This window comes from Bacillus methanolicus PB1, assembly GCF_000262755.1.
In the GTDB taxonomy this organism is placed as follows: domain Bacteria; phylum Bacillota; class Bacilli; order Bacillales; family Cytobacillaceae; genus Bacillus_Z; species Bacillus_Z methanolicus.
Genome location: NZ_AFEU01000003.1, coordinates 419,006 through 436,254, shown reverse-complemented (window position 1 = coordinate 436,254; position 17,249 = coordinate 419,006). Strand labels below are relative to the sequence as shown.

Below are 17,249 nucleotides of genomic sequence, written 5' to 3'. Positions count from 1 at the left end.
GCACGCTCAGGTTCTGGCCTGGGCGCATTTTTTTTGCGTCCTGGCTTGCTTGATTTCATAATTACATAAAGGGGGAACTATCAAATGAAAAAATGGCTTGCATTGCTTTTTTCAGCCATGCTCTTAACGGGCTGCGGTACTGACAAGAATGATTCATCATCAGACAAAAAAGAAAAATCACTTGAAAAGGTGTCGGTCGTGCTCGATTGGACGCCGAACACCAATCACACCGGATTATATGTAGCGAAAGAAAAAGGCTATTTCGAACAGGAAGGATTGGATGTAGAAATAGTTAAGCCGGGTGAGACGGGAGCGGATCAGCTAGTGGCATCCGGAAAATCTGAATTTGGGGTCGGTTACCAGGAAGGAATTACGCAGGCGCGCATCCAGGGAGTTCCGATTGTGTCGATTGCGGCGATCATTCAGCACAACACATCAGGATTTGCATCGCCGGTTGAAAAAAATATCAAATCACCGAAGGATTTTGAAGGAAAGACTTACGGCGGTTGGGGCTCACCGGTTGAAAAGTCAGTGATCAGCTCATTAATGAAAAAAGAAAATGCCGATGTCGAAAAAGTAAAGATTGTAAACATAGGAGATACAGATTTCTTTACCGCCGTAAAAAAGGACATTGATTTTGCATGGATTTATTACGGATGGACAGGCATTGAAGCAGAGCTTCGCGGCGAGAAATTGAACATGGTATATTTAACCGATTACTCCAAAAAACTCGACTATTACACACCGGTGTTAACGACAAACGAAACAATTATTTCGAAAAAACCTGAGATTGTAAAAGCATTTGTGAGCGCCGCATCAAAAGGCTATCAATTTGCGATTAAAAATCCTAAAAAAGCGGCAGATATTTTAATTAAAGCGGAGCCAGACCTTGATCCGGAATTAGTGAAAAAGAGCCAAGAATGGCTGGCATCAAAATATCAGGATGATGCGCCGAGATGGGGCGAACAAAAGCTTGAGGTATGGGAAAATTACGCGTCCTGGATGTATGAAAATGGCTTATTGGAAAAAAAGCTTGATGCCAAAAAAGCATTCACCAATGAATTTTTGCCGGAATAGGGAGGAAACAAGATGGCTGACGCGCTTGTAAGCATTCAAATTTTGCCAAAGACAAAAAATGGGGAAGATGTGATACCGTATGTGGACGAAGCGATAAAAGTGATACATGATTCAGGGGTTGCATATGAGGTGCACCCGCTTGAAACGACAATGGAAGGCGAACTGGACAAGCTATTAAAAGTCATCAAAGATATGAATGAGCGGATGATTGAAATGGGCAGTAAAAATGTCATCTCTCAAGTAAAAATTTTATACCAGCCAGAGGGGATTACAATGAATCAACTGACGGAGAAGTATCGGTAATGAGAGAAGCAATCATAAAAGGATGGAGACCGCTCCTGGTTCTCCTCCTTTTCTTTATCACTTGGGAAATTGGAGTAAAAACGGCCGGAATCCCTAAATGGCTCCTGCCTGCCCCATCCAAAATTGTGGCGGAAGGGGCGGCTGGCTGGTCCAATTTTTATCCGGATGCAGTTTCAACGGTCAAAATCGCCCTTCTCGGTTTTGCAGCCGGGTCCGGCGTCGGCATTTTCACGGCCATTGTTTTGCATCTCGTTCCATTCCTTCGGACATCCGTTTATCCGCTCTTGATTTTATCGCAAAATGTGCCGATTATTGTGCTCGCACCGCTTCTTGTCATATGGTTTGGGTTTGGGCTGCTGCCGAAGATAATCGTCATCACGCTTGTCTGTTTTTTCCCGATCACGATCGCCGCTATGGACGGTTTCAGGCAAACTCCACAGGAACTTAAACATTACATGATGATGGCGGGGGCTACAAAACAGCAGCTGTTTTGGAAGCTGGAGTGGCCGCATTCGCTTCCGTCGATTTTTTCCGGATTAAAAATCTCTGCGACATACAGTGTCATGGGAGCAGTCATATCAGAATGGCTTGGCGCGGAAAAAGGAATTGGCGTTTACATGACGCTGGCTTCCTCCTCGTTTCGCACCGACCGCGTATTTGTCGCGATTTTTACGATTATGTTTCTCAGCCTGCTGTTTTTCCTGCTGATTGTTTTGGCTGAAAAGCGAATTGTTCATTGGCAGGGCAAAGGAGAGGATCAAAGATGAGCCATCTTATTATAAAAGAAGTTTCAAAACGATTTGGCAGAAACGAAATTATTCGTGACCTTACCTTTCGAGTGGGAAAAGAAGAATTTGTTTCAATCATCGGTCCGTCTGGAAGCGGGAAAAGCACCATTTTTCATATGATCGGCGGAATCATCACACCTGATGATGGAACGATACAGCTTGAAAACAAAACGATCAATGGAACAAGGGGAGAAATCAGCTATATGCCGCAAAACCCGTCGCTTTTCCCGTGGAGAACCGTTTTGGAAAACACTGTGCTCAGCCAAGAATTGAAAGGGAAACCGGACAAGGAAAAAGCAAAGAATATGCTCGCAAAAGCAGGATTAGCTTTTTATCTGAATTCTTACCCTCATGAATTATCCGGCGGAATGAAGCAGAGGGTTGCCTTCATTCGTGCATTATTAAGCCCGCAATCCGTTATTTGCCTGGATGAACCGTTTTCTGCGCTGGATGAGCTAACCCGGCTTCATATGCAAAAATGGCTATTGTCGATCTGGGAGGAAAATCGCAAGACAGTCTTGTTTGTCACCCATAACATTGACGAAGCTTTGTTTTTATCAGACAGGATCATCGTACTGTCAAATAAACCGGCGAAAGTGAAAGCTGAATTTCATCTTCCTTTTTCACGGCCAAGAGACGAAAGTATGATGCTTACAGACGATTTTCTGAAATGGAAAAGGGAGATTTTTTACACGTTGCAGGGGAGCAGCCGTGATGGAAAAAATGATTGATGCCCATATCCATCTTGATCAATATAAAGAAGAGGCGATTAAAGAGATCATTGAAAACTCTCCATTTCTTGAAGCGCTAATTTCTGTGTCATTCCATCTTGAATCATGCAAAAAAAATCTCCGGCTTTCAAAAAAATATGATAAAGTCAAACCGGCTTTCGGTTTTCATCCGGAACAGCCGCTTCCCAATGAAAACGAGATTGAAAAACTTGTTGGCTGGATGAATGAACACAAAGACGAGATGGCTGCTGTAGGTGAAGTCGGACTTCCTTATTATTTTCGGAGTGAACAGAAAGTTGCTTCTTACGAAATCGGACGGTATTTGGAGCTTCTCGAACTTTTTATCAAATTGGCTAGAGAGTGGGAAAAACCGATTGTTTTACATGCGGTATATGACGATGCGCCAATTGCCTGTGATCTGCTCGAAAAACATTCGATAGAAAAAGCCCATTTTCATTGGTTTAAAGGCGACAGTAAAACGATCGAAAGAATGATCTCCAATGGCTATTTTATATCCGTAACGCCTGATGTCATTTATGAATATGAGATTCAACAACTTGTGAAAGCTTATCCGCTGGAACGAATCATGATTGAAACAGATGGTCCTTGGCCGTTTGAAGGCCCTTTTAAAGGAAAAATGACTCATCCGGCAATGATGGCAGAATCCGTGAAAGAAATGGCGAAAATCAAAAAGATTCCCGTCAATGACGTGTTTAGCCAATTGCTGAAAAATACAAAAACATTCTATTATATATTGAATGGTGTACAATAAAGAATGATGGGAGAGAATAGGCTGCTCTCTTTTTAACTCACTTGAGTCCGATATAATCAGAGACAATACGAACAAACGGCGGGAGGAAGAAACATGGGAGAGAAAGATTTGGATATTAAGTTGATTGCACTCGATATGGATGGGACTTTGCTTAATGAAAAGTGTGAAGTGCCGGAAGAAAATCGAAAAGCAATTAAAGAAGCAATGGAAAAAGGTATTCATGTCGTGCTCAGTACGGGAAGAAGTTTGTTGACTTGCCGTGATTATGCCCAGTCGCTGGAACTATCATCTTATCTCGTTACAGTGAACGGAAGTGAAATTTGGGGCCCTGACGGCGAGCTTGTAGAAAGAAACTTAATTGATTCCGAACTGATCAAGTGGCTGTGGGACCTTTCACAAACATATAAAACATACTTTTGGGCTGTCAGTACAGACAAAGTTTACAGCAGGGAACTTAGCCCCGAGCTGATCGCTGCATCGAAATGGCTGAAATTCGGCTTTGATGTTGAAGATGACAATGTCCGTGAAATCATTTTGAATGAATTGAAAGCAATGGGCAAATTCGAAATAAGCAATTCAAGCCCTACCAACATCGAAGTCAATCCGATTGGGATAAACAAAGCAAAAGCGATTCGCAAAATATGCAATTTCCTTGGCATTTCGATGGATCATGTAATGGCGTGCGGTGACAGTTTAAACGATATTGCAATGATAAGAGAAGCAGGCCTGGGAATTGGAATGGGAAACGCCCAGGATATCGTAAAAGAAGCAGCTGATGATGTAACTGGAACAAATGACGAAGCCGGAGTAGCTCAAGCGATCCGGAAATGGGTGTTAAATTAATTGTTTATATTTAATTAAAAATCTGAGAGGCTGTCTCAAACCTCCATGGCATATCAGCCACCACGATGAATGAAAATGTTTTCGACCTTTGACCTGCAATTTTTAATGAAATTAGCGGGACAAAGGTCGTTGCTTTTTTTGCTTTTTACCGGACATTTTCGTATAAAAATCCTAAGGGTCAGACCCTTATGAGACAGCCTCTTTAATTTTTTTTGTCTATCTTTTAGTGTAAAAGCATACAACAATTGAGAAGACAAGCATATGTTAGTAGTAAAAAATTACCAGTAAAGGAGAATTGAAACATGATAAACTGGAAGGTTCGTTTTCAAAATAGAATATGGGTCATCTCATTCCTCTCACAAATTATGCTTGTCGCTCAAGTAATTTTATCTGCATTAAATTCCTTGGGAGTAACAGATTTTCAGCTTACAGAAGAAGTGAAAAACGAAGTTCTTACCCTTGCCAATTCCGTTTTTGCTATTTTGTCGATGCTAGGGGTCATTCAGGATCCAACAACAAAAGGATATCAAGATAGCGACAGGGCTATGAAGTATGATAAACCGAAATAATAATAGAAATCGAACAAATTCTGACAAATATATGAACAATGCCAAATCCATGATTGAATGCCTTTACTTAAGCGTTTTCCTTACTTATAATGGCAATCAAGGATAAATAGACAAAGGTGATCTATGATAAAATGATCGCCTAATGAAGTTGCCAAGGAGGATTTAGCGAATGTATTTCGTTTACACATTTATGCTTATAGTTGCAATGGTAGTTTTGTTTTTCTGCGGTTTCTATGTAGCAGAAATTAAAGAAAAATACGGCAAAAATTTATTGATGCTCGTTCCGATTACAATCGCAATGTTTATGTTTCACTTAATTTGGGCGCTGCTAGAAATATCAAAAACCGGCCGATGGAACTGAGTTTGTTTTCTGGGACTTTTTTACTATTGTGAAGATGAAAACATTTCGTATTATATTAAACTTTGAAATTGATAGACTCTGAGATTTGCTTTGAAAGCACGTGGCAAATGAGAAGGGATTCGTATCCAGCAACGAGTTTTTAACAAACAAATAAATATACAAGATAAAGGTTCCGGACAAATCCGGGCTTTTTTTTGTATTAAGTTATTTCTTAAACATTTATGGAAAAATCACTATTATACTGTTACTATGAAGTTGAAAAATTTTCACATGTATCATTTTTGATTTTAGCACAAAGGGGGAAACATTTTGATACGATTTGGGGTTGTCGGAACGAACTGGATTACTGATGAATTTTTAAAAGGAGCAAAAGAAATAGAGGATTTTGCTTTAACGGCTGTTTATTCCAGAACAAAAGAACGGGCCGATGAATTTGCTTTAAAGCATGGGGCAAAATACATTTTCACAGATCACGAAACGATGGCAAAAAGCAATCATATTGATGCCGTATACATTGCAAGCCCTAACTCATTGCATGCTGAACAAGCGATTATTTATTTGAATGCAGGGAAACATGTGCTGTGCGAAAAACCGATCGCATCGAATGCTGCGGAAGCTAAAAAGATGGTTGAGGCGGCAAAAGCTAATAACGTCTTGTTAATGGAAGCATTAAAATCGACTCTCCTTCCGAGCTTTCAAGCAATTCAAGAAAACATACATAAAATCGGAACAATCCGCAGGTATTTTGCGAGTTTTTGCCAGTATTCGTCCCGTTACGATGCTTATAAACAAGGCACGATCCTTAATGCATTTAATCCGGCTTTTTCAAACGGAGCATTAATGGATATTGGCGTTTACTGCATATTTCCCGCCATTGTTCTGTTCGGTAAACCGCTTAGTATAAAGGCGAACGGGCTTATTCTTGAATCGGGAGTTGACGGAGAAGGAAGCATCCTTATGAAATATGAAGACAAAGAAGCCGTCATCATGTTTTCTAAGATCACTAATTCTTTTATTCCGTCTGAAATACAAGGTGAAAATGGAAACATTATTATTGACAAAATACACACACCGACAGATGTGAAAATCCAGTACAGGGACGGAACGATCGAAGACATTTCTCAGCCTCAGGGACACTCGATGTATTATGAAACAAAAGAATTCATACGACTAATTCAAAACGGCGAAAGAGAGTCTTCAATAAATTCATTTGCTAATTCAGTATCCGCTATGGAAGTGATTGATGAAGCACGCAAACAAATTGGCGTCGTATTTCCGGCAGACCAAAAATAAATTGTAAAGGGTCTGGCCCCTACTTTAGTAGGGGTCTGGCCCTTTACTATTGACAAGAAGGAAATTAGGAATTATATTTACTAATACTTAACTAAGTGAAATATTTATATAATTAAGGAACGCAGGCGTTATGAAATTCCTAGTTTTTGAAGATATTAATACAGATTAATCATTGGTAAATGAAGTTGGGGTGAAAAACTGGATGGAACATTTAAGTCACAAAGAAAAAATTGCTATCATGATTGCCATCATTGCAGCGATGTTTTTTGCTGCGGTTAATCAGACGATCGTTGGCAATGCTTTGCCAAAAATCATTTCCGAATTGGGGGGACTTGATTATTACAGCTGGGTTTTTACTATTTACATGCTGACAAGCTCCATTACAACGATTTTAGTAGGTAAACTGTCTGATATATATGGACGGAAACCCTTTCTTATTATCGGAATCATTATTTTTTCTATCGGTGCGTTTCTTGCCGGAACGTCTTCAGATATCTTTCAAATGATTACGTACCGGGGCATTCAAGGGCTGGGAGCCGGGATGATCTTGTCAACAGCGTTTACTGCGGTTGGTGATTTGTTTGCTCCAAGAGAACGCGGCAGGTGGCAAGGCGCGATGAGCGCCGTATTCGGGGTTTCAAGCGTCTTCGGACCGACACTCGGCGGCTATATTGTTGATAATCTTGAGTGGAAATGGGTATTCTGGGTATTCCTTCCGCTCGGAATAGTAGCGCTCGTCCTCATTTGGAAACTGTTCCCTAAAGTTGAAAAAAAGCGGGGGGAAAATGTCGACTACGCGGGTTCTCTTTTCTTAACAGCAACGATTGTATTTGCCTTGCTTGGCTTCTCTTGGGCCGGGACAAAATATGAATGGGATTCAGCACAAATACTTGGACTGTTCGGAGCAACGATTGTTTTCCTTTTCATTTTTATCATTTTTGAAAGAAAAGCAAAGAGTCCAATATTGCCGCTTGACTTGTTTAAGAACGGCGTTTTTTCCATCTCAAATGTGATCGGTTTTGTGATTGGGGTTTCGATGTTTGGGGGCGTCATGTACGTTCCTTACTTTATTCAAGGTGTACTTGGTTTTTCTGCTACACACTCGAGTTTTCTTACGATGGCGATGACATTTGGGCTCGTATTTGCAAGTGCCATCGGCGGCCAAATCATTACAAAAACAGGAAAATACAAAGTTCAAGCCATTGTTGGCCTTTGTATTTCGACTTTAGGTTTATATTTGCTTTCGACAATGGATATGAATACTTCTCAATTCGTACTAGTGTTTTACCTCGTTCTTGTCGGGTTAGGAATCGGGATTGGAATGACTGTCTTTACACTGACCGTTCAAAATGCGGTTGATCAGAGCCTGCTCGGGGTGGCAACGGCCTCGTCCCAACTGTTCCGTTCAATTGGTGGAACAGTCGGAGTAGCGATCATGGGTACATTGTTAAATTCGCGTATGAAAGACAAAATGGAAACCATGATGCAAAACAATGAAACAAATCACATGGCCGCTTCACCTGAACTTGCCGGCAAAATGGAATCATTGCAAAACCCTCAGCTTTTACTGGACCATGAAAAATTAGATCAAGTCAAAAGCATGCTTCCGAAAGAAGCGATTCCATTTTTTGGAAACATGATCCATTCATTACAGGAAGCCTTAACGTACGCACTCTCAGGCGTGTTTCTGTTTGTAACATTAACAATGTTAATAGGAGTGGTCCTAACTTTCTTTTTAAAGGAAATTCCGTTAAGAAGTGCTTCTGACCGTCCTCGGCACGTAAATAAACAAAGGGCAGTGCGTGGAAAATTAAGCAATAATGAAAGCTAATTAATAAAATGATCGAAGGCGGCATTATTTTTTAAAAATTATTGCCGCCTTTATCGCTTTTAATGAGGATCAATGGAATTTATGAGCCTTCATTTTCATTTATGAGCCTTCATTTTGATATATGAGTCTTTATTTCGAATTATGAGCTTTCATTTTGATATATGAGCCTTTATTTCGAATTATGAGCCTTCATTCAGATATATGAGCCTTTATTTCAATTTATGAGCCGTCGATCAAATTTATAAGCTACCATTCTATTATATGAAAAAAGACCGGGTTTTCGGATTCCCGGTTTTTCTTAGTAATAACAACTCTCATTAAGAAAAACTGGTCGAAAAAACCGAAAAGCGGCCGATAACAAATAGATGAGCAAGAATTTCATCGGGAATATGAAGCGTTGATTTTGTCAAAAGTGCTTAGGAGCATTAAAATATTTATAGACATTCATAAAGAGAATGGAAGATTAAGAGGAGATCAAAGAATGAAACGGGTCCGCTACGAAAATTATGATCATGTACAAACTTCAAAGTCCTTTTCAGATATGGTGCGCTGGTCAAGAGAGCGGCGGGCGAAGAAAAAAGATTTATCTGTCAAAATTCCTCAGTCAGCTCAAAAAGAAATCGAGAAATTACAGCAAAATCGGACGCAAATGTCGATCACATGGATTGGCCATTCAACTTTTTTTATCCAAATGAATGGTCTTAATATTTTAACCGACCCGGTATGGGCGAAATGGATGGGCTTCCAAAAACGCTTGACAGAACCCGGAATTCCAATTGCAGAATTGCCAGAGATTGATATTGTTGTTATTTCGCACAGCCATTATGACCACCTCGACTTCGGTTCGATCCGCAAACTGAAAGGTTCACCGGTTTTTTACGTTCCCATCGGCTTAAAATCTGCTTTCACTCGAAGAGGGTATAAAAATGTCATTGAAGCCAACTGGTGGGATACATTTTTGGATGGAACTTTGTCAATATCTTTTGTTCCTGCCCAGCATTGGACAAAACGGTTACTTTGTGATACAAACACTTCCCATTGGGGCGGATGGATTATTGAAAATGGAGAACACTCCGTTTATTTTGCCGGAGACACCGGTTATTTCAGAGGCTTTCAAGAAATTGCCGACCGATTCAAAATTGATATTGTTTTAATGCCGATCGGCGCCTATGAACCGGAATGGTTTATGTCGGTTTCACACATAAATCCCGAAGATGCAATCAAAGCATTTCTTGAGTTGAAAGGCAATGTGTTTATCCCAATGCACTATGGAGCTTACCGTCTTGCCGATGATACCGGACCGGAAGCACTTGAGAGGATGCAGAAGGAATGGGACAGACTGATGCTTGACAAAAAAATGCAAAAAGTGTTAACAATCGGGGAAACATATTGGCCGGAAGAAAATAGACTTCCCAAAATTAGTGAATTCAAATAAAAGCAAGAGGCTGACTCATAATCAAAGGGTCAGACCCCTCTAATAAGGTGTCAGACCTTTATGAGCCAGCCTTTTGAATTTAACTTTCATTAAGCAACTGTTGTAAATCGTTTAGGAGAATTTGAGCGCCTTCACGGCTTAAAATAATTTTTCCATCAGCAAGGGAAATATTATGATCAGAAACTTCCCCAGTTATCATGCAGGCCCTGTAAGGGCTGTACTTCTTCAAAATAATCCTGTCTTCCTCAACGAAAATTTCAAGCGGGTCTTTCTCTTTAATATCAAACGTATTTCGCAACTCTTTCGGAATTACAATACGCCCAAGTTCGTCCACCTTTCTTACAACTCCTGTTGATTTCATAATTAAATCCCCCTTTCTATTTACATTATTTAAAAAAATTACCACTTTTTACTTTTATTATATATTTGTAGTGTAATAGAGTCAACAAAAATACTTGAAGATTAGAAAATACACGATATGGCCGCTGTACATTCCGGGGAATAAATATGCTTCAAAAAGTATAGAAACAAGCTGTATAATGAAATCAAACCTGTAAAGCTATTTTGATACTAGCTTAGTGAAAGAAGTTTTCCATCTTCTTTTTGCAATCGGCAGCACGGTATATCGTCTAAGGGTATAAAAGAAATATATTACTGTATTAAGCTTTAGACAGGAATTTGACAAATTGACCTTTCAAAAAAAGGCAGTCGGATTTAGGGGGGAAACGACCAGTGTTAAGTGATTTATTGACGAAAGAAACAATCCAATTTGCGGATCAGTTATCAGACTGGGAAGAAGCAATTAAAAAAGCAGCCAAACCGCTGCTTTCGAAAGGGGTGATTGAACCTTCATATATAGATGCCATGATCAATAATGTTAAAACAATGGGTCCATATATTATTATCGGCCAGGAAATTGCGATCCCGCATGCACGACCTGAAACGGGAGTGAACAAAGTGGGGATGAGTTTTTTGAAACTTGAACAACCAGTGCATTTTTTGAATGATGAAAAGCACCCTGTTTCATTATTGTTCTGTATTGCGGCAATTGATAATTCCACACATTTAAAAGCACTTTCCCAATTAACAAAACTGTTAAGCAAAAAAGAAAACGTACAAAAATTGAAAGGATTTAATGAAGTCGAAGAGGTTCTTGGACTTATTCAAGAATATTCAAATATTATGTAACTACTAAACTTGGAGAACGATGGAATAGGAGGAATTAATATGAAAATTCTGGCAGTATGCGGCTCAGGCCTGGGAAGCAGCTTTATGCTGGAAATCAATGTTCAAGAAATTCTTAATGAACTTGGGGTTACAGGTATTGAAGTCGGCCATTCCGATTTAAGCTCTGCAACACCTGATATGGCGGATTTGTTTATTGCAGCAAAGGATATCGCTGAAGGAGCTTCCCATTTAGGGGATGTTGTTGTTATTGACAGTATTATTGATATGGATGGACTTCGTGAAAAGTTGAAGGAAGAATTGCAAAGAAGAGGACTGCTTTAAGGATCAGAGAGGGAGAATAGGTGATGGGAGAAAGATTTTTTAAATTGATGATGGACATTTTAAGCCAGCCGGCTATTTTAATCGCAATTATTTCATTAATTGGCCTCATTCTTCAGAAAAAACCGGCTAATGAAATTATAAAAGGAACAACTAAATCATTCCTAGGATTTCTTGTTATAGCGGCTGGAGCTAAAATTCTTGTCGGTTCACTTGAACCATTTGGAAAAATGTTTCAGGAAGCCTTTCATGTAAACGGCGTTGTGCCAATAAATGAAGCAATCGTGGCTATGGCACTGACTGAATACGGATCTGCAACAGCTCTCATCATGTTTTTTGGAATGCTGGCAAATATTTTAGTAGCTAGATTTACCAGATTTAAATACATCTTTTTAACGGGGCACCACACATTGTATATGGCTTGCATGATCGCCATCATTCTTGTTGTATCGGGTTTAAAAGGGGTATCGCTTATTGTTGTTGGTTCTATAACGCTTGGTTTAATAATGGCTGTATTTCCGGCTATGGCCCAGCCTTTTATGAGAAAAATTGTCGGAAATGATAATGTCGGTTTCGGCCATTTTTCAACCGTTGGCTACGTCCTTTCAGGGCTGGTCGGAAAGGTTGTCGGAAAAGGCTCACAATCTACGGAAAACATTAATTTTCCAAAAGGACTTGGATTCTTGCGTGACACATCTGTAACGATTGCGCTGACGATGACGATCTTATATAGTATTATCGCTCTTTTTGCAGGGCCAACTTATGTTGAAAAAGAGCTGAGCGATGGGACTCATTATCTCGTATTCTCGGTAATTCAAGCTGTAACATTTGCAGCAGGTGTATTTGTCATCCTTTCAGGTGTACGTCTGGTTTTAGCAGAAATCGTTCCTGCTTTTAAAGGAATTTCCACGAAGCTAGTGCCAAACTCAAAACCGGCTCTTGATTGTCCGATCGTATTTCCATATGCACCAAATGCAGTTATAATTGGTTTCTTTTGCAGTTTTCTCGGCGGGATTACAGGAATGATCATCCTCGGAGCATTTGGGGCAGTCATTATCCTGCCGGGAGTAGTACCTCACTTCTTTACCGGAGCAACTGCCGGTGTATTTGGTAATGCAACGGGCGGAATCCGCGGAGCAATAATTGGATCGTTTGCAAACGGACTGCTTATCACTTTCCTTCCAGTTTTTTTGCTTCCGGTTTTAGGAGATTTGGGCTTTGCAAACACAACATTCTCAGACAGTGATTTTGGTGTGACAGGTATAATACTCGGCTATATGGCAAATTCTTTTGGGGCTGCTGGTGTTACAATCCTTGTTTTTGGAATCTTATTCATTTCAGTTCTATTTGGCTTCTTCAAAAAATCGAAAAACAACGATAGCCAAATTCAAACATAAACCGCTTTAAATGTACAGTCAAATAAGGCCGCTTTTATTAATACTTGCTTCCCGTATTGTTTGACATTTCAATTTACCGGTGTTAATTTTTAAATTATGGTTAATCAAAAGTAAGGTGGTACTGCAATGAAAGATCATTCGTTACGGGAAATAAAGAAAGCAAGAACAAAAATATCTATTTTACAGGCGGGGCTGGACCTTATCGGCGAAAATACTTTTCGGGAAGTTAATGTGGAGGATATTTGCAAAAAGGCAGAAGTATCAAAAGTTACTTTTTTTAAGTTTTTTCCGCAAAAAGATGACCTGTTAGTCTATTGTATGAGAATATGGCTGTCGCAGCGGTTAATCGATTTGCAGCTTCAACCGAAGAGAGGAATTGCAGCCATTGAGTTTTTATTTAAGAGCATTGCTGAAAGTGCAAAGGTTCGTCCAGGATTAATGTTAAGTTTGATCAGCTTTTTGTCCGAGCAAAAAATGCATCCGCGTATGCCGATTTTAACAGAAACGGAAATTCATTTGCTTTTTCCTGAACACGAGGAGCTTGTCGAGCCGGAAGTGCAAAATCTTGGCGATATTTTCTATAAATATATTGAAGAAGCTAAACAAGACGGTGTCATTATGACAGATAAAACAACAGATGATCTCGTAAAAATATTATTTACGATTTTTTATGGTGCTTACTTAACATCACATATTTATAGTTCCCGTGATTTTATGGATTATTACCGGCTTCATCTAGACTTAATAAAATGTAAATAGGTGAAAATTTTCTTCAAGGGTCTGACTCGAGGGGTCTGACCCTTTTTTATGTCGAAAATTATATGAAAAATTTTCTAAAAAGACAATTGACAAATTTTATTAATTCATGTTAAATAATTAACATAAGTAAACTATTTAATTTGAGTAAACAAAAGGTAAAGATTTAAGAAAAGAAAGTTGAGGGAGAGAGATGAACTATATTTTTGGAACAGGTCCGCTTGGAATGGCCGTTTTACGGGAACTTTTGAACCGCGGGCAAAAGGTGAAGGTCATAAATCGGACAGGAAAAGCAGATATTCCACAAGGAGTGGAAATGATCAAAGGTGACGCACGTGACCGAAATTTTACAAAAGAAATTTGCAAAGATGCAGAAAAAATATTTCATTGTGCAGGTTTACCGTATTCAGATTGGTCCGATCATTTACCTTCGATAATGGATGGATTAATTGAAGCGGCAGCTTTTTCAGGAGCGAAATTAATTTATGCCGATAATCTGTATGCTTATGGTCCGGTTAATGTTGATTATCATGAAGATCTTTCTTATAAGCCAATTGGAGCTAAAACAAAGGTGCGTGCTCAAGTAGCTGAAAACCTTCTTAACAGTCATCAGCAAGGAAAGATTAAGGCAGTAATCGGAAGAGGCCCTGATTTTTTCGGTCCAAGAGCTTTAGTGGCGACATTGGGAAGCAGGGTAATCGGAAATCTATTATTGGGGAAGAAAGCCGAGGCAATCGGGAACATCGATCTCCCTCATACCCACATTTTTATTGAAGATTTTGCACGCGGACTTGTAACCTTGTCAGAAAACGATGGATCACTTGGTCAAGTTTGGCATATTCCGGCTGCTCCCACAGTATCTACAAGAGAATTAATTGAAATGGTTGGCGATGAAATTGGCAAAAAGCCAACATACCGTGTCGCAACTTCACAAATAGTAAATGTTCTTGGACTTTTTGATAAAAACATGCGTGAATTCAAGGAAATGATGTATATGTTCAATAAACCGTTTATTGTCAGCCATGCAAAATTTGCAAAAGCATTTCCGTTTCAAGTGACAGAACATAGAGAAGCCATCCGGAAAACAGTAGACTGGTTCAGAAAATATATCGGGAATATGTAAGTTAATAAGAGCACGTAAATAGATATTACCCCATTTCAAATGGAACGGGTGAAATGGGATTTTTTGTGTGCTCACTGTTTTGGGAACTTGTGGGCAGTTCATTTTTTTAAGTATGCCGTGAAGAACCAGACAAATTTTTCTAAGAAAGCTAATGCATTTGCAATGAGATCAATCGAAAATTCATCCGTTGTTTCCCTTACAAATTCATTGACTTCACGTAAGCAGCGGGTGGTAGATGCAAAATCATTTGCAACAAGATATGCAACTGTAAATGTATCATAAGGCATGCTGGGATCTTCTTCCAGAGTAGCATTGCGGACAAAATCCTTCATCGAGCCAAGCGGGTAGAACCCCAACATTTTAATGCGTTCCGCAATCCGGTCAATTTCCTTGTTAACTTCTTCATAAACCGTATCCAATTCTCTATGAAAATCGAAGAAATCAACACCAACTACGTTCTAATGAAAGTTGTGTATTTTTATTAGTGTAACGTGAAGATTGGCTAAGTAGACATTAAAAGCATCAGCCAGCCTTTCGGCATATTCCTGATCCAAGCCAGTCATGACAGCATGAAGATTATTAGACATTACCCCATCTCCTTTCAGACACGCTTCTAAACCATTTTATGTTGTGGGCTAGACACAGTTCACCGATATTCCGGAAGAATGATTAAAACATACATGGTTTTGTAAAAAGCGAAGAAAACAAGGAGAATTCGGGGTACATTACAAATTCAGCATACGTAAGCTAAAAAAGGCTGTCCCGCAATCAGTTCCACTGACTGTCGGGACAGCCTCTTCATTTTTGTCGAATTACATAGCATTTTTAATAATTTGTATAACTTCTTCCAACTTAGGTTTACGAGGATTTGTTAATGCCGTTGCATCTTTCATCGCATTTTCAGCTAAAGTCACAATGTCTTCTTCTTTAGCACCCAGTTCTTTAAAGCCTCTTGGAATGTTAAGGTCTTTAGCCATTCTTTCGATCGCTTTAATACCTTTTTCAGCTGCTTCGCGAGTACTTAGGCCGGCGACATTTTCACCTAGGAGAGCAGCAATTTCTGCAAAACGTTCCACTTTAGAAATTAAATTAAATCGGCATACATGTGGCAGAAGGATCGCATTGCAAACGCCATGAGGGAAGTTGTAGAATCCGCCAAATTGGTGTGCAATTGCATGAACATAGCCTAAAGAAGCGTTATTAAATGCCATACCAGCTAATGATTGAGCGAAGGCCATTTGCTCACGTGCTTCCATATCTTTGCCATTTGCAAATGCACGTGGCAAGTATTTAGAAATGATTTTGATCGCCTGAATGGCAAGTGCATCTGTAATTGGAGTAGCAGCCGTTGAAACATAAGCTTCAATTGCATGAGTTAATGCATCTAATCCAGTAGCAGCTGTTAAAGACGGAGGCATTCCGACCATTAGTTCTGGGTCGTTGATTGAAAGTGTAGGTGTTACATGTTTATCAACAATCGCCATTTTCACTTTACGTTCAGTATCTGTGATGATTGTAAATCTAGTTAATTCACTGCCTGTACCAGCTGTTGTATTAATCGCAATGAGCGGGACCATTGGTTTTTTTGATTTATCGACACCTTCATAATCGTAAATTGTTCCACCGTTAGCAGCTACTAATGCAATGCCTTTTCCAGCATCATGCGAGCTTCCGCCGCCCAAAGTGACAATGCTGTCACAGTTTTCAGCGTTATACACTTCCAAACCTTCTGCGACGTTTTTATCAGTTGGATTTGGTTCGGCTTTTGGAAAAATTAATACTTCCACACCAGCTTCACGAATGATACTGGCAATTTTTTCAGAAAGACCTAAGCCGTGAAGACCAGCATCTGTAACTAATAAAGCTTTTTTCACGCCAAGGCCAGCTAATCGAGTTCCAACCTCATTAACAGATCCTGGACCAAACAAATTGACTGAAGGTATGTAAAATATACTTTGAGTGTTTGTCATACAAACATCCTCCTCATTTTGATAGTCTATTCATAGAAGCAATTAATAACATTCTCCCAATGAATGTACATTCACGAACATAAATTAGGATACATTTTAAAGCAAATAAGTCGCTGTTAAATATTGTTAAATCACTGGTGAATACTTTGTACTGAGCTTTGCATTTGTTGTAACGTGCTTTGGATTTGAGAAATGCTGATTAAAGATGAGTGATCACTCCTTAGTAGGTTTAATTGATGGTAAGACCCGAAAATTATTATGTGTAGAAATTGAAATAATTATGTTCGATGGGGCACCTCTTACATTCCATTCATGGCTTCTCCCTTTATTTAAACCTTTTTGGACTAGATGACGTAATTTTAGAAACATAAGTCTAAATAAGAATTGCGTTTTCAATTCTGCTGTAATTTTAATAATTGTTATTAAATGTATGGAGTATTCAGTTTAACAGAAAAAATTGATAAACTTAATTTACAAATAATTACGAAAAGGGG

19 protein-coding genes and 1 pseudogene are annotated in these 17,249 nt (G+C 39.3%); 16 read left to right on the top strand and 4 right to left on the bottom strand.

Annotation, left to right across the window (positions count from 1 at the left end):
- The first annotated feature begins 84 nt into the window (after positions 1-84).
- From PB1_RS11865 to PB1_RS11815, 11 genes are all read left to right on the top strand, one after another.
- Positions 85-1,077 carry an ABC transporter substrate-binding protein gene (locus PB1_RS11865; RefSeq protein ID WP_004436840.1) on the top strand — a complete coding sequence of 331 codons (993 nt, stop codon included), beginning with the start codon at positions 85-87 and terminating at the stop codon, positions 1,075-1,077.
- 12 nt (positions 1,078-1,089) lie between these two features.
- Positions 1,090-1,380: a thiamine-binding protein gene (locus PB1_RS11860; RefSeq protein ID WP_004436839.1), complete on the top strand. Its 291-nt coding sequence runs from the start codon at positions 1,090-1,092 to the stop codon at positions 1,378-1,380.
- Complete coding sequence (locus PB1_RS11855) at positions 1,380-2,147, top strand: ABC transporter permease (protein ID WP_004436837.1); 768 nt, start codon at positions 1,380-1,382, stop codon at positions 2,145-2,147. Before PB1_RS11860 ends, PB1_RS11855 begins: the two co-directional genes overlap by 1 nt.
- The gene (locus PB1_RS11850; protein WP_004436835.1) at positions 2,144-2,899 is read left to right on the top strand and encodes an ABC transporter ATP-binding protein; all 756 of its coding nucleotides are present in this window, start codon (positions 2,144-2,146) and stop codon (positions 2,897-2,899) included. The genes PB1_RS11855 and PB1_RS11850 overlap by 4 nt, the downstream gene beginning before the upstream one ends.
- Entirely contained in the window at positions 2,883-3,671 is a 789-nt protein-coding gene (locus PB1_RS11845) for a TatD family hydrolase (protein ID WP_004436834.1), read from the top strand. Before PB1_RS11850 ends, PB1_RS11845 begins: the two co-directional genes overlap by 17 nt.
- Before the next feature lie 93 nt (positions 3,672-3,764).
- Positions 3,765-4,514 (top strand): Cof-type HAD-IIB family hydrolase, encoded by a 750-nt coding sequence (locus PB1_RS11840; RefSeq protein WP_004436832.1) that lies wholly within the window; start codon positions 3,765-3,767, stop codon positions 4,512-4,514.
- Between the two features lie 302 nt (positions 4,515-4,816).
- On the top strand, positions 4,817-5,083 hold the full coding sequence (locus tag PB1_RS11835) for a phage holin (RefSeq protein WP_004436831.1): 267 nt from the start codon (positions 4,817-4,819) through the stop codon (positions 5,081-5,083).
- 169 nt (positions 5,084-5,252) lie between these two features.
- Positions 5,253-5,444 carry a hypothetical protein gene (locus PB1_RS11830; protein ID WP_004436828.1) on the top strand — a complete coding sequence of 64 codons (192 nt, stop codon included), beginning with the start codon at positions 5,253-5,255 and terminating at the stop codon, positions 5,442-5,444.
- A gap of 309 nt (positions 5,445-5,753) precedes the next feature.
- Entirely contained in the window at positions 5,754-6,737 is a 984-nt protein-coding gene (locus tag PB1_RS11825; RefSeq protein WP_004436827.1) for a Gfo/Idh/MocA family protein, read from the top strand.
- Between the two features lie 202 nt (positions 6,738-6,939).
- A complete protein-coding gene (locus PB1_RS11820; protein ID WP_004436826.1) occupies positions 6,940-8,568 on the top strand; it encodes an MDR family MFS transporter in 1,629 nt (542 codons plus the stop codon).
- Positions 8,569-9,049: 481 nt separating this feature from the next.
- Complete coding sequence (locus tag PB1_RS11815) at positions 9,050-10,003, top strand: MBL fold metallo-hydrolase (protein ID WP_004436825.1); 954 nt, start codon at positions 9,050-9,052, stop codon at positions 10,001-10,003.
- A 79-nt stretch (positions 10,004-10,082) separates the two neighbouring features.
- Here the strand turns inward: PB1_RS11815 and PB1_RS11810 are convergent, their stop codons facing one another.
- Positions 10,083-10,364, bottom strand: a complete 282-nt coding sequence (locus PB1_RS11810) for an AbrB/MazE/SpoVT family DNA-binding domain-containing protein (protein WP_004436823.1) — start codon at positions 10,362-10,364, stop codon at positions 10,083-10,085.
- Between the two features lie 371 nt (positions 10,365-10,735).
- Here PB1_RS11810 and PB1_RS11805 point away from each other — a divergent pair, with 371 nt between their 5' ends.
- The 5 genes from PB1_RS11805 to PB1_RS11785 all read left to right on the top strand — a co-directional run bounded on the left by PB1_RS11805 (position 10,736) and on the right by PB1_RS11785 (position 14,785).
- Positions 10,736-11,191 carry a PTS sugar transporter subunit IIA gene (locus tag PB1_RS11805; RefSeq protein WP_004436822.1) on the top strand — a complete coding sequence of 152 codons (456 nt, stop codon included), beginning with the start codon at positions 10,736-10,738 and terminating at the stop codon, positions 11,189-11,191.
- A gap of 39 nt (positions 11,192-11,230) precedes the next feature.
- The gene (locus PB1_RS11800; protein WP_004436820.1) at positions 11,231-11,512 is read left to right on the top strand and encodes a PTS sugar transporter subunit IIB; all 282 of its coding nucleotides are present in this window, start codon (positions 11,231-11,233) and stop codon (positions 11,510-11,512) included.
- Positions 11,513-11,535: 23 nt separating this feature from the next.
- Positions 11,536-12,906: a PTS ascorbate transporter subunit IIC gene (locus tag PB1_RS11795; RefSeq protein ID WP_004436818.1), complete on the top strand. Its 1,371-nt coding sequence runs from the start codon at positions 11,536-11,538 to the stop codon at positions 12,904-12,906.
- 126 nt (positions 12,907-13,032) lie between these two features.
- Entirely contained in the window at positions 13,033-13,665 is a 633-nt protein-coding gene (locus PB1_RS11790; protein WP_004436816.1) for a TetR/AcrR family transcriptional regulator, read from the top strand.
- A 190-nt stretch (positions 13,666-13,855) separates the two neighbouring features.
- Complete coding sequence (locus tag PB1_RS11785; RefSeq protein ID WP_004436814.1) at positions 13,856-14,785, top strand: NAD-dependent epimerase/dehydratase family protein; 930 nt, start codon at positions 13,856-13,858, stop codon at positions 14,783-14,785.
- Between the two features lie 98 nt (positions 14,786-14,883).
- On the opposite strand, the pseudogene PB1_RS11780 reads toward PB1_RS11785, so the two are convergent.
- From PB1_RS11780 to PB1_RS11775, 3 genes and pseudogenes are all read right to left on the bottom strand, one after another.
- A pseudogene (locus PB1_RS11780) lies at positions 14,884-15,231 on the bottom strand (Dps family protein); the annotation flags it as partial.
- Between the two features lie 12 nt (positions 15,232-15,243).
- Positions 15,244-15,372 carry a hypothetical protein gene (locus tag PB1_RS18330; RefSeq protein WP_004436810.1) on the bottom strand — a complete coding sequence of 43 codons (129 nt, stop codon included), beginning with the start codon at positions 15,370-15,372 and terminating at the stop codon, positions 15,244-15,246.
- Between the two features lie 225 nt (positions 15,373-15,597).
- Positions 15,598-16,755, bottom strand: a complete 1,158-nt coding sequence (locus PB1_RS11775; RefSeq protein WP_004436809.1) for an iron-containing alcohol dehydrogenase — start codon at positions 16,753-16,755, stop codon at positions 15,598-15,600.
- Positions 16,756-17,249: the final 494 nt, after the last annotated feature.